A 16,612-nucleotide genomic window follows, 5' to 3' on the forward strand; every position below is an offset into this window, starting at 1 on the left:
TATTGATTAATACTAAACTTTTAGTAATAGTTTTTACTAGATATTTTTGGTTTTATACAATACAATATAAATATCGAAAATTATTAATTTAACTAAAATTACTGAAAGGATTTAAATGAAACCTTTTATACGCTATATAAAATCTTTATGGTTTCCAGTCATTATCGTATCAATTCTTTCGTTACTCACCGTGGCAGGCACATTATATATACCAACCTTAACGGCCACAATCATCAACGATGGCGTAGATATTCGCGACGTATCTCGTGAAAGCTTACACAACACGGTAGGCATGGTACTGCAAGATACTTGGATTTTTACCGGCACTATCACAGAACAAGGAACACACCACGAACTCATCAAACGCGGTGGTCACTATAAAGAACTATACGAAAACTATGTGGCAGGAATAAGTATATAAAATTCAGGATTGCCATTAACATCAATGTGAAGGGTTCCATATCCATCATTGATATCTTTCGTCATTTCATATATAGTAACCATAGAAGCAGAATTACTGGTCTGACTACCTGTACCTTTATGTACAGCAGCAGCAGTAATTCTGCTTTTTATTATAATATATAATTTCATATAAATTAAAATCATTAGGTGAAACCCTTATTTTATTCAAACCTTGTTCCGTAGTTAACCTAATAGCACCTAAATCAAACAAATCAAAATCATGTGACGACCCATGACACGCAGCTTGATAGTACTGATAATTATATTGTTTTTGAAGCTTGTCTAAATCTTTTTCGTTTAGTATACTATTGTTAATCATAAACTGATTAACACTCATTTGTCCGCTTGATTGGACGTTATTGACTGTTAATTGGTTTATTTTTTGTATTACCATACAATAGAATTATAGGAAAAAAGAACCACCGATAAGCTGCAACTTATCGGTGGTTCTCTTATTTATTCACCTTTTGGTACAAACCATAAACCGTTATTATTTTTTTCCATGTAATCCTTAAATTCTTGAGAATGATAAGCTGCTACAATGTCTTTTGCCCATTGAGCCTCTTTGTTTTTCTCGTTTACTACAAGTTGTAATAACCATTGTGGCAATACATCTTCATTTGCCAATGCAGATTTAGGATCAATTTTTGCATTATAAATAATAGCTCCTGTAATAACAATATAATCAAAATCAGTACGTACAGAAGGAATTGTAAGGGACTTCATTTCTGTAAATTTAAGATGTTTAGGATTTTCAATAATATCTGCTTGTGTGACTGTCGCTAAGTCTTTATTAGGATCAAGTTTAATCCAACCGATTTTTTGCAACAACGCATAGGCACGAGCCATGTTAGACGCATCATTAGGAACTGCAATAGTATCGCCATCAGCTACTTGATCTAAAGATGTCTTAGAACCACTAAAGATACCAGCTGGCACTGTTGGAATTGGGGTCAATGCTACAAGATGACCATTTTGTTTTTCGTTGAAGTTTTTCATGTATGCTGTATGTTGTTCAACATTAAAATCAACTTCACCATCACTCAATACTTGGTCTGCTTGTACCAAGTCAGACATATCTACACCTTTGAAGGTATAGCCTTGTTTTTCTAAAATTGGTTTTACACCTTTTTCAAACAATTCAGAATAAGGGCCTTGAGATTTACTATAGGTTAATTCTTTTTTAGCACCATTATCGCTATTATTAGAGCCGCAACCTGCGATAAAAGCTACGCTAAATACTAATGCCATACCAAGGGCAAGGAATTTTTTAAATTTCATAGTGCATTCTCCTATACTTTCACAATCCATATAACTAAAATCTATTTCATCAAATTAGGAACGACGCGCACGACGTGCAAAGTAGTTACCTATTGTTTGAATAATTTGAACAAAAATAATTAAAATAACAACGGTAAATAGCATCAATGGGAAGTTCAACCGTTCATAACCATAGGTAAGAGCCAAGTCACCTACACCACCTGCACCAATGGCACCAGCCATAGCAGTAGCACCGATAAGACCTATAGTACCTGTTGTAATGGATAAGATAAGCGATCCCTTTGCCTCTGGTAAAAGGAAATGCCAAATCACCTCAAAATGAGAGGCCCCCATAGACTGTGCAGCCTCAATAATGCCTTTATTGACCTCTAAAATAGAGTTTTCAAAGAGTCGAGCAAGATAAGGCGCAATGAATATAACAAGCGGTACAATAGCCGCCGTTGTGCCCACACGAGTACCAACAATCATCTTAGTCAACGGTAAGATAAACACCATCAAGATGATAAATGGTACGGAACGCACGATATTAACAATTGTATTTGTAATGGTATAAACAACACTATTTTTAACAATCCCATTAGGATTTGTTACCACCAGTGTAACTGCAATAATTAACCCTAGTATTGTACCAATGAATAGAGATAGGAACACCATATATAATGTTTGTTCTGCAGCTAGTAATAACTGCGAACCGGGAACGCCAAGTTCTTGCATAAAGAAATCCATTATAGTGCCACCTCCTGCCATTCAATGACTTGTGTCACAAGATACTCTTTTACCTTGCCCACTTCAAGATCATCACCAATGAACTGAACGATGAAAATTCCAAGTACCGTATGCTCTAACTCTGTTACCGTAGCAAACAACACACTCGTTTCTAAATCAAAAGTTTTATTAATATGATATAGCACATTATCAGTTGTATTATTTCCTAAGAAGTGCATTTTAAGTATTGTGTAAGGCCTTTTATCACAAGCCAAGGTATGTTTAACTGTAGATGGGATTTCATCAGGAATAACAGTCCTAACAAATCGTTTTGTTGTTTCATGCTTAGGTTTACTAAACACCTCAAGTACAGAACCTCTCTCGATAAGCTTCCCATATTCCATAACTACAACGCGATTACATATCTTTTGGATTACATCTATCTCATGAGTTACGATAACGACTGTTACCCCTAGTTCACGATTAACGCGTTCTAATAATTGAAGAATAGACTCTGTTGTATCTGGATCAAGAGCACTTGTTGCTTCATCGCAAAGCAGAATTGATGGATCTGTAGCCAACGCACGAGCAATACCAACGCGCTGCTTTTGACCACCAGATAATTCTCCTGGATAGGCATTTGCTTTATCACCTAAATCAACAAAGTCTAACAAGGTTTTAACCTTATTATCAATCTCTGATTTAGGAACTTTATTTAGAATTAATGGAATCGCCACATTATCATACACAGATTTAGCATTCAATAAATTGAACTGTTGAAACACCATGCCGATGCGCTTACGAACCTTTCTGAGCTCGTTAAAACTTAAACCATTGATATTCACACCATCTATTTCAACATGACCAGAGGTAGGTACCTCTAAAGCATTAATCATGCGTAACAGTGTAGATTTACCGGCTCCACTAAAGCCAATAATGCCAAATATGTCGCCTTTTTCTATGGTAAAGTTTACATCAGATAATGCAGTAACCTTTTGCTTATTAACATCAAACTCTTTCGTTACATTTCGTATAGCAATCACTGTACCACCTCTTTTCCTACAATTCAGTAGGAATTAATTTTAAATTTAAAACATATCTATAAGGTATGATTTAATTATGTACTTAGATTACTACAATTTATAAGGACTGTCAAACCAAAAAAGAACCTCACCAGTTAAAAGGTTGAGGTTCTTTTATTATATAGCTCTTATCTTATAAGGGTTCACATCCCTATTCATCTAATTTTATTTTTTTACATCAAGCTGAACCAATTCAAACACTAACAAAAATAAATTATCTATATCGATTAAAGAGATATAGGGATCCTAAAATGACAGGCGCCCCTATATAGAGACCCATATTAGGTATTTCCCCCAATAAGAAGGCTGCTACAATAGCTGCCACTATAGGCGAGATATACATAAAATTAGTTACATCAGAAACCTTTTCAGCATGTTCCAAGGCATAGCTCCAGAATACAAAGCCTAACGCACTAGATAGGAATGCTAAATAGGCCATAGCAAATTTTGCACTAATCGGTGCCACCACAATCAATTCAATAGCATGTTCCGCAAAGGGCAATGCCATAATAGCCCCCGTAAACATAGACCACATGGCGATAGTGATAGGCTTATGTCCCTTTAAACTAAGTCCACGATTTAGAATATTATACACTGCAAAGAGTATCATCCCTAACAAAGTCCACAAGGCTCCTACAGGAATAGTAAGGGCGGAATTCCATAGAATAATTATGGCTACACCTATAAATGCAGTTATGGTAAATAGCCATCCTATAGGTCGTATTGTATCCTTATAAATAATCGTGGCCATCAGTGCTGTCGTCATCGGAGTCAAGGCCATAATAATACTGGATGTGGCCGCTGGAATTGTGCGCAAGCCTTCATTAAATACAACTTGGTAAAGAAAATTCCCTGTAGCACCTAACAGAATATATAGTCCCCACTCACGCCATGTTGTCGGTATATGTAGCCCTTTTACAACACCGATTACCAGCATAAGTAAAGCGCCACCCATGACCCTTGCCACAGACAATGTCAATGAATCTACTGACTGTAATGCTATTTTACTGAAAGGAAATGCAGTAGCCCACACCGCAATAGTAGCAGAAGCACCTAAAAGTGCTTTCTTTCGATTTGTCATTAACATCCACCTTTCAATAGCATTCGCCTATACAATCTTATAATCCACTTTGATTAACGTATATTCTATCCAAATTATTTCTATCTTGATTCATTCTACCAAGATCATGTTATCTACATGTTTTATAGCTTAATAACACTATCTCAATAGTACCATAATATACCCCTAACACTACAATAAATTAAATCATATTTTTTATTCCTATGAAGGGGATGCTTTGTTCCTTATGGGACCTACAAAATGTGTAACAAAGTCGTTAGAAAAAGTAATAACGCTTTATGAAAACTATGTAGCAGATATGTCTATGTAGTTAATACAACTATTCACTTAACTTGACTATTGTAAGTTCACTATTGATTCCATTAATTTCAATTTGATTTTCTGATTCAGACACAGAAAAATCGTCTACAAGATGTCCACGATCTTCAAAGAGCAATTTAGTACGAATACCTTTTTTCACCGCTTTGAAAGCATACTCGTGAGGGACATGCAGCCGAGATTTCGCCGATATCTGATTCACATCAATTCGCCCCGTATAATCCGCTACATATATCTCCATTGGAGAGTTGTTATCCAGCTCTATATGACTGTTACCGCCGGCAATATAAATTTCTTTAACCGCTCCGTCTAGCTCAAACTTTTCACTAATAATATCAAATAGCTCTAGTTTTTCACAATGGGTCGCTAGCTCCGTATCTCCCATATATTTTTCAGGCAAATTTATAAAAATCCACAAATGTTCTTTTACAAGCTCTTCAGATAAGGATTTGGAACAATTTACATCCACATCGATACGCCTTTTGATATCATCGATTTTTACTTTCACCAGTTCCGTCAAATTTTCAATAGTATCACTGACCAATTGAACCTTTATCTTCTCACCCTCTCCAGCTCTCATTTTTACGCAATTAACAGAACCCAGTTTAATATCGAAATGTTTTATCTCATCGATATCATATTCTACGATGCTTTCATAAGGATATCGAGGTTTAACCGCTTCTTCTGAAAGCAATTCATCCACAGAGACATTGAATACACCTGAAAGGGCCTTTAAATTTGAAATATCCGGCATTCCATTGCCCGATTCCCACTTTGTTATGGCCTGTCTCGACACATTAAGTGTTTCTGCTAATTTCCCCTGAGATAATCCAGATTGTGTTCTATACTCCCGTAATTTTTCATTAAAATCCATAATGTGACCTCCTATTTTAAGCAATATCAGTTACTCTTCAACAAGAGCTGCTCAGAGTATAGTATATAGTGTCAGTGAAGAAAAGAAACGCTTGTTTTCCTGGCTGGCAACGTTCCGTAGCATTACAATATACATGCATTTATAAAGACTTGCAGGCTGATTCTGTACAAGATATAAACGGCCTCCGAACAGTACACAAATATAAACTATCCAATCATACTATTGAATAATCCGCCTTCATCCTCTTTAATAAAATTTTTATTTCCTTTATTAATATTGATATGCAATTTCATATTATTATATATACATTAAATGAAATTGCAAAAAGCAAAATCCCATATAAGCCTATATATACTGGTGTATTTAAACAATTTAGCTTATGGAAATTTATGAGATACTTCACAAAATTGCATAGTATGTATTGAAAATCTATATCATCTATTCATTGTAGAATTGCTACAAACATTGTACACTATAGGCATAGAAATCTATAGTTATATCCTTTTATGGAGGTGCAAAATGCAACATACTGCATGGAAAGATTTTAACACAGGTGTGTGGGATAAAGCCGTTGATGTACGCGACTTTATTCAAAGAAACTATATCCCCTATGAAGGGGACGATTCCTTCCTTGCTGGTCCTACAGAACGAACAACAAAATTGTGGGAACAAGTAATGAAGCTTTATGAAGAAGAACGTGAAAAAGGCGGCATGCTCGATGCTGATACTTCCGTGGCCACACACATTACTGCCCATGCGCCAGGATATATCGACAAAGAACGTGAAACAATCGTTGGTTTGCAAACTGACAAACCTTTAAAACGCGCTATGTTCCCATATGGTGGCTTGCGCACAGCAAAATCCGCTATTGAAGAATACGGCTTCAAAATGGATCCGCAAACAGAGGACTTCTTTAAGAAACATCGCAAAACTCACAATGATGGCGTATTTGATGTATATACTCCAGAAATGCGAGCTGCACGTACAGCTCACATTGTAACTGGTTTACCAGATGCGTATAGCCGTGGTCGTATTATCGGTGACTATCGTCGTATCGCTCTTTACGGTGTTGATTATCTCATTGAAGATAAAAAAGAACAATTTAGCATTACAATGGGTGACATGCTAGAAGATGTTATTCGCGACCGTGAGGAAATACAAGATCAAATCCGCTCTTTGAAAGAATTGAAAGAGATGGCAGCATCCTATGGCTATGATATTTCCAAACCAGCTAAGGATGTTCGTGAAGCTATGCAATGGATTTACTTCGGCTATCTTGGTGCTATTAAAGAGCAAAACGGTGCTGCTATGTCCATTGGTCGTAACTCCACATTCCTCGATATCTATGCGGAACGAGACCTTCGCAACGGCACATACACAGAGGAACAAATCCAAGAATTCGTAGACCATTTCATTATGAAATTGCGCATGGTTCGCTTCGCACGTATCCACGAATACAACAATTTGTTCACAGGTGACCCTGTTTGGACCACTGAATCCATCGGTGGTATGGGTACTGACGGCCGTACATTGGTTTCTAAGATGTCCTTCCGTTACCTACATACATTGACTAACCTTGGCCCTGCTCCAGAGCCAAACCTCACTGTATTATGGTCCCCTCGCATGCCTATCGGTTTCCGCCGTTTCTGTGCGAAATTATCCATTGAAACATCTTCCATTCAATACGAAAATGACGAATTGATGCGTCCTAACTCTGGTGATGACTACGCCATCGCATGTTGCGTATCCCCAATGCGTATCGGTAAAGAAATGCAATTCTTTGGTGCTCGTTCCAACTTGGCGAAATGCTTGCTTTACGCTATCAACGGTGGCGTTGACGAAAAGTTGAAGAAACAAATTGGTCCTAAATACCGCCCTATCACTTCCGAATACTTAGAATTTGACGAAGTATGGGAAAAATTCGACGACATGATGGAATGGTTGGCAGGCGTATATGTAAATGCCTTGAACATCATTCACTACATGCACGATAAATATGCTTATGAAAAACTAGAAATGGCATTGCATGACCGCAAGGTAACTCGTTGGTTTGCAACTGGTATCGCTGGTTTATCCGTAGTAGCAGACTCCTTATCCGCTATTAAATATGCTAAGGTAAAACCTATCCGTGACGAAAATGGCATCGCTGTTGATTTCGAAATCGAAGGTGACTTCCCTAAATATGGTAACGATGATGACCGTGTAGATAGCTTGGCAGCAAAGGTTGTTTCCACATTTATGAACAAGATTCGTAAACATCCTACATATCGTCAATCCGTTCCAACTATGAGCTTGTTAACAATTACTTCCAACGTAGTATATGGTACTGCTACAGGTTCTACTCCAGATGGCCGTAAAGCTGGCGAAGCTTTCGCTCCTGGCGCGAACCCAATGCACGGTCGTGATTCTCACGGTGCTGTATCCTCGTTGGCATCCGTAGCTAAAATGCCATGGCGTGATTGCTCCGATGGTATTTCTAATACCTTCTCTATCATTCCGGACGCATTAGGTAAATCTGGTGAAACATTTGTTTCCGTCAGCGATTTTGATATTGAGTTAGACCCTTCTCAATTGCCTAACAGCAATACAAACTTCGCATGCAGCGAACCAAATGTTACTATAAAGGAAGATAAATAAAATCTTCCACAGTATCGGACTGCTTTCACCGGCACCGATACGAGTGTTAGTCTTGGTTGAAAGGAGGTTATACCCATGAGCAACCAACAAGTTGATAACTTGGTAGAGTTATTGGATGGTTATTCCCAAAAGGGCGGCCATCATTTGAACGTTAACGTGTTTACTCGTGAAACATTGTTAGACGCTCAAAAACATCCTGAGTTGTACCCTCAATTGACGATTCGTGTATCCGGTTATGCGGTGCACTTCAACAAATTGACAAAACAACAACAGGACGAAGTTATTTCCCGTACATTCCATCAACGTATCTAATCGAGGTTTCCTATGACTGGACGTATTCATTCGGTTGAAACGATGGGTACGGTTGATGGTCCAGGCATGCGCATGGTGGTATTTCTTCAAGGATGCCCCATGCGCTGTGCTTATTGCCATAATCCTGATACATGGGATGAAACTAGCGATAATGCTAAATTCATGACCGTAAAGGAATTATGGGACCAGTACGAACGTAACCGCCAATTTTATACTAATGGTGGTATCACCGTCACAGGTGGGGAAGCTCTTATGCAAATCGACTTTGTTATTGAGCTTTTCACATATTTCCGTGAAAGAAACGTCCATACCTGTTTAGATACAAGTGGAATTTGTTTTGACCCCCACCAAGAGGTGGCATACCGTAAATTACTCAGTGTAACTAGTCTCGTCATCCTAGACATTAAGGAAATCGATCCAGCCAAGCATTTATGGTTAACGGGTAAACCGTTAGAGCCCATTCTCGGGTTTGCTCGATTGACGGCAGACGTGGAAGTTCCGATTTGGGTTCGTCACGTAGTAGTCCCTACGATTACAGATAATGCCGATCGTCACTATCGTCTAGGCTTTTTCCTAGGATCTCTGAAAAATTTACAAGCCGTTGATTGCTTACCTTATCACGTTATGGGTATTGCTAAATATAAGGAGTTAGGTATTCCCTATCGCCTAGAGGGCATCCCAGCTGCAACGAAAGATATTGCAGCTAAAGCGACAAGAACCGTGGTGGAAGGCATCAAGGCCTATAGACGCCATTGGTGGAGTCCCATCAAAACACAACAACAATCATAATCAAGTTTGAGGATAACTACCTCCCTTGATATATATAAATATATATACCAAGACTTGATCTATGATAGCCCTAATCAATAGAGCCGCCCCCATACAACCGGGGACGGCTCTTATTGCGTTTAAATAAACTTTCTATCATACAAACGGGCAGCGATGAGGACCACTAAACAAGATCCCACATTATGCACTAATGCACCTGTAGTAGGCGTCAAAACCTCAAGCAATGAGAGAATAATAGCGATACAATTAATGGCCATTGATAAAGCAATACTAAATTTTATAGTTTTAATCGTAGCATCTGATAATCGTTTAATATAAGGAATTTTACTAAGGTCATCACTCATCAAAGCAATGTCTGCTGTTTCTATGGCAATATCACTACCAATAGTCCCCATTGCAATACTCACATCAGCAGTCTTCATAGCCGGAGCATCGTTAATTCCGTCGCCAACCATACAAACCTTGTGCTGTTTCCCTTGCAATGATTCGATAATACTTACTTTTTCTCCTGGTAAAAGCTCCGCATGTATTTCGGAAACGCCAGATTTCTTTCCAATATATGTAGCTGCTGCTTTACTATCACCAGTAAGTAATACTGTTGTCATATCTAAGCTTGAGATAGCAGATATAATATTTATCGCATCATTTCGCATTGTATCAGATAATGTAATGATACCTATAATATACTCATTATTTGCAATAATGACAGATACCTTTCCTTCACTTCGATATACATTAATGGCTTGTTGAATAGACTCACTGACAATAATATTATGCTCTTCAAGGAATCGTTCATTTCCACAATATAATTCTCGACCTTTTATTACAGCTATAATCCCTTTACCTACAGACATCGTAAACGAAGTAGTGTCAAGTATTTCTAAATCTTGCTCTATCGCATGAGAAACGATAGCCTTGCCAATAGGATGCTCACTCTTAGCCTCTGCCGATGCAGCTAATTGAAGAATATCAGTCTCACTATAATCTGTATCAACGGCTAAAATAGATTGAACCGCTAACTGCCCACGTGTTAAAGTACCGGTTTTATCAAATGCCATGGTATCTACTTTTCCCATAGTTTCAAGAATTTCACCAGATTTAATAATAACGCCATGTTTAGTAGCTTGACCAATAGCGGCCATAACCGCAGTAGGTGTAGCAAGCACCAATGCACAAGGACAAAATACTACCAACACAGTAACACCAACGATGATATTTCCAGTTACTAGATAGCCTATGCAAGCAATCAACAATGCAATAGGAACCAATCGACTAGCAACAGTATCAGCTATACGCTGAATAGGAGCCTGTTTCTGTTCTGCATTTCTAATAAGCTGAATCATTTTTTGAATAGAACTATCTTCGCCCACTTTGGTAGCTATAATATCTATGGCACCAAAACAGTTAATCGTTCCGCCAAATACATCATCATCAATTGTTTTATCAACAGGTATAGACTCTCCTGTCATAATGGATTGATCTACCGTTGTTTCACCATTAATAATGCGTCCATCTACAGGGATTGTTTCGCCCGGAAGGATTCGTAAATAATCACCACTTTGTATAAACTCTACAGAAACCATCATTTCTTTGTTATCTTGTATTTTACGACCCTTAACAGGTGCTAATGAAATTAACTTTTTTAATCCCTTTTTTGCTCGCTCCGTAGTTGCTTCTTCAAGGAGAGCGCCTAAAGCCATAATAAAGGCAACCTCACCAGCCGCAAATATATCTCCAATAGCAATGGCCGCAAACATAGCCATAGAAATCAATAAAGCTGACGAGATTTTACTAATCCCCTTATTATATACAATCCTTCGTATAGACAAATATACAAGAGGAAAACCACAAATAATAACGGTAATCCAGGAAGGTTCAAAAGGGAATATATTTTGAAATGGTCTCTGTCCACAAAACTCTTCTATCAAATGCGGAATCCCATCAAGCAGTAAAAATAGCCCCGCTAAAATCGTCATATATAAACCAGATAATATATCATGTATTCGATGTACCATACAACAATCCCCTTATCACACTTTCACTACCAATATGAATTGAATTATGACTACACTTACAGTACAATAATTACGATAGCGAACACCTTGTTCACTTTAATTGTATCAACCTATGGTTTTAATACAATATATAAAACATCTCATATGTTCATTACGGAACATATACGCTATTCTGTACTAAAAGAATGACAGGAGTTAATATGGATCGTAGGCAGAAAAAAACTCGTAAAGCCATATTTATAGCTTTTAACAAATTATTATCTAATAAGGCGTATGACAAAATCACCGTTCAGGAAATCATTAGTGCCGCAGACATTGGCCGCACAACCTTTTATGCTCATTTCGACACAAAAGAAGCATTACTAGAAGCACTCTGCGAAGACTTATTTTTACATATAAAAGATAGTATTAATCATTTACCTCATGCTCATGGGCTGTATCAACAAAGTATTTATCCAGTCTCAGTATTTGGTCATTTATTACAACATTTACAGCAAAATGAAAATAAAATCCTGGAGCTACTAGCTAGTGATAATAACGAAATCTTTTTGCGCTATTTCAGGGATCATCTAAATGAGTTGGTACAAGGATATTTTATCAACCAAGACCGTAAAGCAAATACAAATCTACCGGATGACTTTATTATTAATCATATTTCAGGTAGCTTTGTGGAAATGGTGTTATGGTGGGCAAAAAACGGCATGAAAGAATCGCCTACAGAATTAGACAATTACTTCCATGCCGTTATAGAACCTATTATATAATTATTTAAAATTTATCAAGATACAACATTGATTGGTTCCCCCTTAAAGAAGGCTTGTACATTATCTCGAATAATGCCTACCAAGCGTTGACGTGTTTCAAGGCCTTTCCAACCCATGTGCGGAGTAATGATGACGTTATCTAGTGTATAGAGAGGACTATCCTCTGCAGGAGGCTCTACCTCCTGTACATCAAGACCGGCTCCAACAATGCGTTTAGCGGCTAATGCTTCACAAAGGTCCCTTTCATTAATAAGAGGTCCACGACCCGTATTCACAATGACCGCATTAGGTTTCATCTTACTGATTGTTTCTTTATTAATAAGATGTTTAGTTTGGTCATTTAGCGGGCAATGTAAGGAAATATAGTCACTATTTTCTAGCAATTCATCAAGGCTCACATAACGAATGCCATCGCCATCAGCCTTTGGTGTACGTGTATGCACTAAGATGTTCATGCCTAGTGCTTTTGCAACTTTGATGACTTCCATACCGATGTGACCAGCTCCGACAACACCTAAGGTTTTACCATTCACTTCTGTATGGCTCACTTGAAGGTATTTCGTGAAATTGCTGCGATTACCTTTAGCCAGCATACCAATTTGTTGCTGCATGGTAGATGCAAAATTGAGGATCATCATGATCACCGTATGTGCTACACGCTCTGTGCTATACGCAGGAATATTGCACACAGTGATGCCCTTTTCCTTTGCTGCATCAAGGTCAATATTATTATAGCCAGTACCTGCTTCTACGATAAGCTCTACAGTATCAGGAAATTGTGAAAGCAATTCGGCATTTACAGGCAATTCTTTTGTAACCACAACACGAGCACCTTGAATCCGTTCAATAAGCTCAGCATTCGTACTATCTTCGTAGACCTGCACATCATTAGATAATATGGAGAAATCCAATGCATGATCATAATTCATTTTGCCTGCATTTACCACTACTACACGTTCACTCATGAGAACCTCCTAAATTGAATAGCTTTAAATATATGTAATACTACTTCTATATAAATTATACTATTATTTATATAATTTTATTTTTAAACAAAGTATAAATTTCTAATTATCTTTTTATATTTTCTTAAATGCTCGTAAAGCCTTATTCTATGTGCTTTCGAGTATTTTTACTGTAGGAAGATACTTCACGTTTCTTTGCATATTTCCTCATGTCTTAGCTGTCAGAAGTGGTAAATAAGTAGTAAATTCATTTGTACTACTAAGCAACAAGACGCTCCTGTTGCTTCTCTTTATTCAAGCGTTTCATTTCTGCCATTGCAGAATCGAATGTTGCATGTGCGTAATAGTTCAGCGTCATGGCTATATTAGCATGTCCCATAATGTACTGTAATGCCTTTGGATTCATTCCTGCATTTGCATAGTTGGTACAGAATGTATGTCGCAAACTATGTGGAGTGATGTGTGGCAATTTATCCTCGTTATACTTATTGTATTTCTTAACAAGACCTTTCATCATGCCGTTGTAATCACTTGCCACTTTTGGATAGTTCTTTCTATTAAGAAAGAGGAAATCACTATATCCATCAATCTCAACACGCTTATCATTCTTTCGATTCGCTAACACTCGCTTAAATGCTTGATAGGCTTCTTCAACCATAGGAACTTGACGTTCGCCACTTTTGGTCTTTGGTGTTTCAATGTAGTACCCAATTTCAGTATCTCTCAATAGCTGATGGTCTATATTGACAAGACGATTCTCAAAATCTAAATCTGGAAGTGTCAAACCACCAAACTCTGAAATACGAAGACCTGTTTTTAAGAGTATCAGAATTTCATCATAATTTTTGCTGTAGGTTTTATCAGCTTTTGCAAAGGCTAACAGTTTTTCTTCCTGTTCTTCTGTTAGTACGGTCTTAGGGACAGTATCATCATCAAGAACTGCTTTCAGTTGAAAGTCAAATGGATTCTTCCGAACACAATCATCTTGTATAGCAATATAGAATGAAGCCTTTAAAGAACGTTTGTAGTTATTGATGGTTTGATAAGCATAACCATTTTCACTCATTCTAATAGCCCATTCTTTAGCGTCTGATGGCTTAATACTGTCAATACTTCTTACACCTAACTTGTCTTTCTTCAAAATATCCATAAGATATTTGCGTCCAGTTTCAGTGTTTTTTCTAACCTTTGGTCTTTGAGCGTTCTGTTTTGCGTAAAGCTGGCAGAGTGTCATTTTCTTTCCTACAACATCAATACCATCATGAATGTCTTTCTGTAACTCTGCGATTTTCTCTCTAAGTGAGATACAATCACGCTTTCCTGCTGGTACTCGGTCTGTAGCCACAAGTTTCCACGAGTAAACAAATTGCGGTTCTCCAAATGAATCTATATATTTGTATAAGTATCTTCCGTCTTTTCGTTGGCTCTCTCCAGTCTTTAAGATTCGACCTTTATTGTCACGTCTTTTTTCTGACATGGCATTTGCTCCTTTCCTTTATGGAAAGAGCCTTGATACGACTTAATACTATTTTATCATATACAAGACCCTTTGGCGACGCTAGATTGCGTCCAATGTATCTATAATTTTTTCAAATTGTTTTCGTTTAATCTGAATACGATTGCCATTCATAATCAGCCAATTTGCATTTTTATTTTCCTCTGCCAAGCGTCGTAGCTTGTTTTCGCCAATACGAAAATATTTTGACGCTTCTTCAATGGTTAGGGTATAACGTTCCCAAATAGGAATGTCAGTCTGCTTCATAAAATCCTCCTTTCCAAATCACTTATTTGGATTTCATAAAAGTTGTTTTACCAGCAATCGAACAGCTTTAGCAAAGCTCACGGGAGTTCCACCCCTGCATGGTTCTCATGTAGCCATACTCATTGCCTGCGACGGTTTTATCACGCTCGGACTATTGACTGTATGGGAGTATCATTATCACGATAAGAATGTCGTTGCAGGCAATCCTGCTAAAGATTGCTTCTCGGATCACTAACATGAATCGCTCGCTATCTTTATAAGATAGGTCATGGCGGTTAGTTCCGTTGGCTCTTTTCTTATCGAAACGTATTCGATTACTTTTATTCAGTTTTCAAAGAACAATGGCTCGTTAGCCTATCAAAACACATTGAAAGCTCAATATGCTTTGGTGGAATAACAAACCTCCCTGTTCGGGAAGCGTGGAATGGTTTAGCACGCTTCCACGAAAGGAGAGAGGATATTACTTAATTTCAAATGACAAAATCTTTGTAATCAGTCTGGTTTCCATTCTTCCACGTAAGACTTCATCAACGACCATACTTTGATTGCCATATTCATCTTTCATAAGTCGTAGGGAACGCTTCGTTATGTACCCTCTGTAATGATGTAGAATCTGGTTAATCGCTTCGGTATCGCCATCTGTTGCCTTTACAATGAGAGGAAAGGGAATCATAGGATATTGTGTTTTCATTCTTCAAATTCCTCCATAAACTTTTTAATTAAGGCTAGTCCACTGGTTCTATGCCGATAGACAGTAGAACGGTTCAATTTCAACAGGTCTGCAATTTCTGAATCGCTCATGTCCATAAAGTAAAACAGCAGTAGAATTTCACGTTTCTTGTCTGGCAACTCACGTAATGCTTCACTCAACAAATCATTTTCAACGCCTACTGATAACCCATTGAGTGTAAAAATCTGAAAGTCAGTTGAATAGTTATCTGTTGTCGCAAACTGGCTAACAAGATAATCGCCAACATCCGAAAAGGACACCTCACGCTTTGCAATCCTTGAAAGATAAAGCATATAATTCTTTCGCTCGTCTTCCATAGCACGTTTACAGATATAGTCAAACTGATTTTCTATTGTGGTCTGAAAAGAAGATGGTTTCATGTTTCTCACCCCCTTTCTGTCTAGGAAAGGAAGTGAGCCTTGCTCGTTTATCTCCTTTCACTCTTAGTCCCAATGTGAAAGGGGGATTTGTTGCATTACTGATAAATAAACTTTGTAAAAAAGTTCTGAATAGCCAAAAAAGCATATAAACAGATTTATTTCTCTGTTTACATGCTTCTGTTATTCTATCTATATGATTTATAAAACCACATTGGTGGACGTACTTATCTATTGCAGATAGACGACTTTTTTTGACAAGAACCCAATGTAAGGAAATTTATTGTATATGATGTACTTCATGGCGACGTTGACCTCCAACAAACCGCCATTTGGAAGTAATATACAATATTTTAACAGCGTAAATAGCACTACCATATAACGGTTTTTTTTATTGGCGTTTAGTAGTGCTTTTTATTAAATATAAACCTATAAACCATATAACACGTTTTTCTATA

Annotated in this window: 16 protein-coding genes and 1 pseudogene; 5 read left to right on the forward strand and 12 right to left on the reverse strand. The window is 37.5% G+C overall.

All coding sequences use genetic code 11. The annotated features are described in order from the left end of the window. Positions 1 to 115: 115 nt before the first annotated feature. Positions 116 to 337 (forward strand): annotated as a pseudogene (locus tag ACMKPP_RS03520) (hypothetical protein); the annotation flags it as partial. 59 nt (positions 338 to 396) lie between these two features. Here ACMKPP_RS03520 and ACMKPP_RS03525 read toward each other — a convergent pair. The 6 genes from ACMKPP_RS03525 to ACMKPP_RS03550 form a co-directional block, all read right to left on the reverse strand. Then, entirely contained in the window at positions 397 to 606 is a 210-nt protein-coding gene (locus ACMKPP_RS03525; RefSeq protein WP_012863840.1) for a hypothetical protein, read from the reverse strand. 312 nt (positions 607 to 918) lie between these two features. Then, positions 919 to 1,743: a MetQ/NlpA family ABC transporter substrate-binding protein gene (locus tag ACMKPP_RS03530; RefSeq protein ID WP_008602988.1), complete on the reverse strand. Its 825-nt coding sequence runs from the start codon at positions 1,741 to 1,743 to the stop codon at positions 919 to 921. A gap of 54 nt (positions 1,744 to 1,797) precedes the next feature. Beyond that, complete coding sequence (locus ACMKPP_RS03535) at positions 1,798 to 2,397, reverse strand: methionine ABC transporter permease (RefSeq protein ID WP_423837869.1); 600 nt, start codon at positions 2,395 to 2,397, stop codon at positions 1,798 to 1,800. A 71-nt stretch (positions 2,398 to 2,468) separates the two neighbouring features. Beyond that, entirely contained in the window at positions 2,469 to 3,491 is a 1,023-nt protein-coding gene (locus ACMKPP_RS03540) for a methionine ABC transporter ATP-binding protein (RefSeq protein WP_316060969.1), read from the reverse strand. Positions 3,492 to 3,744: 253 nt separating this feature from the next. After that, a complete protein-coding gene (locus ACMKPP_RS03545; RefSeq protein ID WP_039965380.1) occupies positions 3,745 to 4,611 on the reverse strand; it encodes a DMT family transporter in 867 nt (288 codons plus the stop codon). Positions 4,612 to 4,930: 319 nt separating this feature from the next. Then, positions 4,931 to 5,803 (reverse strand): helix-turn-helix domain-containing protein, encoded by an 873-nt coding sequence (locus tag ACMKPP_RS03550; RefSeq protein WP_004693953.1) that lies wholly within the window; start codon positions 5,801 to 5,803, stop codon positions 4,931 to 4,933. A 519-nt stretch (positions 5,804 to 6,322) separates the two neighbouring features. Between ACMKPP_RS03550 and pflB the strand changes: the two genes are divergently transcribed. The 3 genes from pflB to pflA all read left to right on the forward strand — a co-directional run bounded on the left by pflB (position 6,323) and on the right by pflA (position 9,541). Continuing rightward, positions 6,323 to 8,440, forward strand: a complete 2,118-nt coding sequence (pflB, locus tag ACMKPP_RS03555) for a formate C-acetyltransferase (RefSeq protein ID WP_038125770.1) — start codon at positions 6,323 to 6,325, stop codon at positions 8,438 to 8,440. 75 nt (positions 8,441 to 8,515) lie between these two features. Then, positions 8,516 to 8,752, forward strand: coding sequence for an autonomous glycyl radical cofactor GrcA3 (gene grcA3, locus ACMKPP_RS03560; protein ID WP_004693956.1), 237 nt, complete (start codon positions 8,516 to 8,518; stop codon positions 8,750 to 8,752). A gap of 12 nt (positions 8,753 to 8,764) precedes the next feature. Beyond that, positions 8,765 to 9,541, forward strand: coding sequence for a pyruvate formate-lyase-activating protein (pflA, locus tag ACMKPP_RS03565; protein WP_205112840.1), 777 nt, complete (start codon positions 8,765 to 8,767; stop codon positions 9,539 to 9,541). Positions 9,542 to 9,660: 119 nt separating this feature from the next. Here the strand turns inward: pflA and ACMKPP_RS03570 are convergent, their stop codons facing one another. Further along, positions 9,661 to 11,556 (reverse strand): heavy metal translocating P-type ATPase, encoded by a 1,896-nt coding sequence (locus tag ACMKPP_RS03570; protein WP_418369293.1) that lies wholly within the window; start codon positions 11,554 to 11,556, stop codon positions 9,661 to 9,663. A gap of 200 nt (positions 11,557 to 11,756) precedes the next feature. Between ACMKPP_RS03570 and ACMKPP_RS03575 the strand changes: the two genes are divergently transcribed. Further along, positions 11,757 to 12,320 carry a TetR/AcrR family transcriptional regulator gene (locus tag ACMKPP_RS03575; protein ID WP_105086915.1) on the forward strand — a complete coding sequence of 188 codons (564 nt, stop codon included), beginning with the start codon at positions 11,757 to 11,759 and terminating at the stop codon, positions 12,318 to 12,320. A 14-nt stretch (positions 12,321 to 12,334) separates the two neighbouring features. On the opposite strand, the gene ACMKPP_RS03580 is transcribed toward ACMKPP_RS03575, so the two are convergent. From ACMKPP_RS03580 to ACMKPP_RS03605, 5 genes are all read right to left on the reverse strand, one after another. Further along, positions 12,335 to 13,285 (reverse strand): 2-hydroxyacid dehydrogenase, encoded by a 951-nt coding sequence (locus ACMKPP_RS03580; RefSeq protein WP_279008002.1) that lies wholly within the window; start codon positions 13,283 to 13,285, stop codon positions 12,335 to 12,337. Positions 13,286 to 13,544: 259 nt separating this feature from the next. After that, positions 13,545 to 14,762: a tyrosine-type recombinase/integrase gene (locus tag ACMKPP_RS03585; protein WP_001291561.1), complete on the reverse strand. Its 1,218-nt coding sequence runs from the start codon at positions 14,760 to 14,762 to the stop codon at positions 13,545 to 13,547. 81 nt (positions 14,763 to 14,843) lie between these two features. Next, positions 14,844 to 15,047: an excisionase gene (locus tag ACMKPP_RS03590; RefSeq protein WP_000814511.1), complete on the reverse strand. Its 204-nt coding sequence runs from the start codon at positions 15,045 to 15,047 to the stop codon at positions 14,844 to 14,846. Positions 15,048 to 15,507: 460 nt separating this feature from the next. Further along, entirely contained in the window at positions 15,508 to 15,738 is a 231-nt protein-coding gene (locus ACMKPP_RS03600; protein WP_000857133.1) for a helix-turn-helix domain-containing protein, read from the reverse strand. Further along, positions 15,735 to 16,157, reverse strand: coding sequence for a sigma-70 family RNA polymerase sigma factor (locus ACMKPP_RS03605; protein WP_000804885.1), 423 nt, complete (start codon positions 16,155 to 16,157; stop codon positions 15,735 to 15,737). Before ACMKPP_RS03605 ends, ACMKPP_RS03600 begins: the two co-directional genes overlap by 4 nt. Between the last annotated feature and the right edge of the window lie 455 nt (positions 16,158 to 16,612).

Source organism: Veillonella parvula, from assembly GCF_048309325.1.
Classification (GTDB): Bacteria; Bacillota; Negativicutes; order Veillonellales; family Veillonellaceae; genus Veillonella; species Veillonella parvula_T.

Bases quoted from the DNA above. Each gene is read 5' to 3' on its own strand.
- ACMKPP_RS03525 (WP_012863840.1), bottom strand. From the start codon at position 606: ATGATTTTAATTTATATGAAATTATATATTATAATAAAAAGCAGAATT.
- ACMKPP_RS03530 (WP_008602988.1), bottom strand. From the start codon at position 1,743: ATGAAATTTAAAAAATTCCTTGCCCTTGGTATGGCATTAGTATTTAGC.
- ACMKPP_RS03535 (WP_423837869.1), bottom strand. From the start codon at position 2,397: ATGGTGTTCCTATCTCTATTCATTGGTACAATACTAGGGTTAATTATT.
- ACMKPP_RS03545 (WP_039965380.1), bottom strand. From the start codon at position 4,611: ATGACAAATCGAAAGAAAGCACTTTTAGGTGCTTCTGCTACTATTGCG.
- ACMKPP_RS03550 (WP_004693953.1), bottom strand. From the start codon at position 5,803: ATGGATTTTAATGAAAAATTACGGGAGTATAGAACACAATCTGGATTA.
- pflB (WP_038125770.1), top strand. From the start codon at position 6,323: ATGCAACATACTGCATGGAAAGATTTTAACACAGGTGTGTGGGATAAA.
- grcA3 (WP_004693956.1), top strand. From the start codon at position 8,516: ATGAGCAACCAACAAGTTGATAACTTGGTAGAGTTATTGGATGGTTAT.
- pflA (WP_205112840.1), top strand. From the start codon at position 8,765: ATGACTGGACGTATTCATTCGGTTGAAACGATGGGTACGGTTGATGGT.
- ACMKPP_RS03570 (WP_418369293.1), bottom strand. From the start codon at position 11,556: ATGGTACATCGAATACATGATATATTATCTGGTTTATATATGACGATT.
- ACMKPP_RS03575 (WP_105086915.1), top strand. From the start codon at position 11,757: ATGGATCGTAGGCAGAAAAAAACTCGTAAAGCCATATTTATAGCTTTT.
- ACMKPP_RS03580 (WP_279008002.1), bottom strand. From the start codon at position 13,285: ATGAGTGAACGTGTAGTAGTGGTAAATGCAGGCAAAATGAATTATGAT.
- ACMKPP_RS03585 (WP_001291561.1), bottom strand. From the start codon at position 14,762: ATGTCAGAAAAAAGACGTGACAATAAAGGTCGAATCTTAAAGACTGGA.
- ACMKPP_RS03590 (WP_000814511.1), bottom strand. From the start codon at position 15,047: ATGAAGCAGACTGACATTCCTATTTGGGAACGTTATACCCTAACCATT.
- ACMKPP_RS03600 (WP_000857133.1), bottom strand. From the start codon at position 15,738: ATGAAAACACAATATCCTATGATTCCCTTTCCTCTCATTGTAAAGGCA.
- ACMKPP_RS03605 (WP_000804885.1), bottom strand. From the start codon at position 16,157: ATGAAACCATCTTCTTTTCAGACCACAATAGAAAATCAGTTTGACTAT.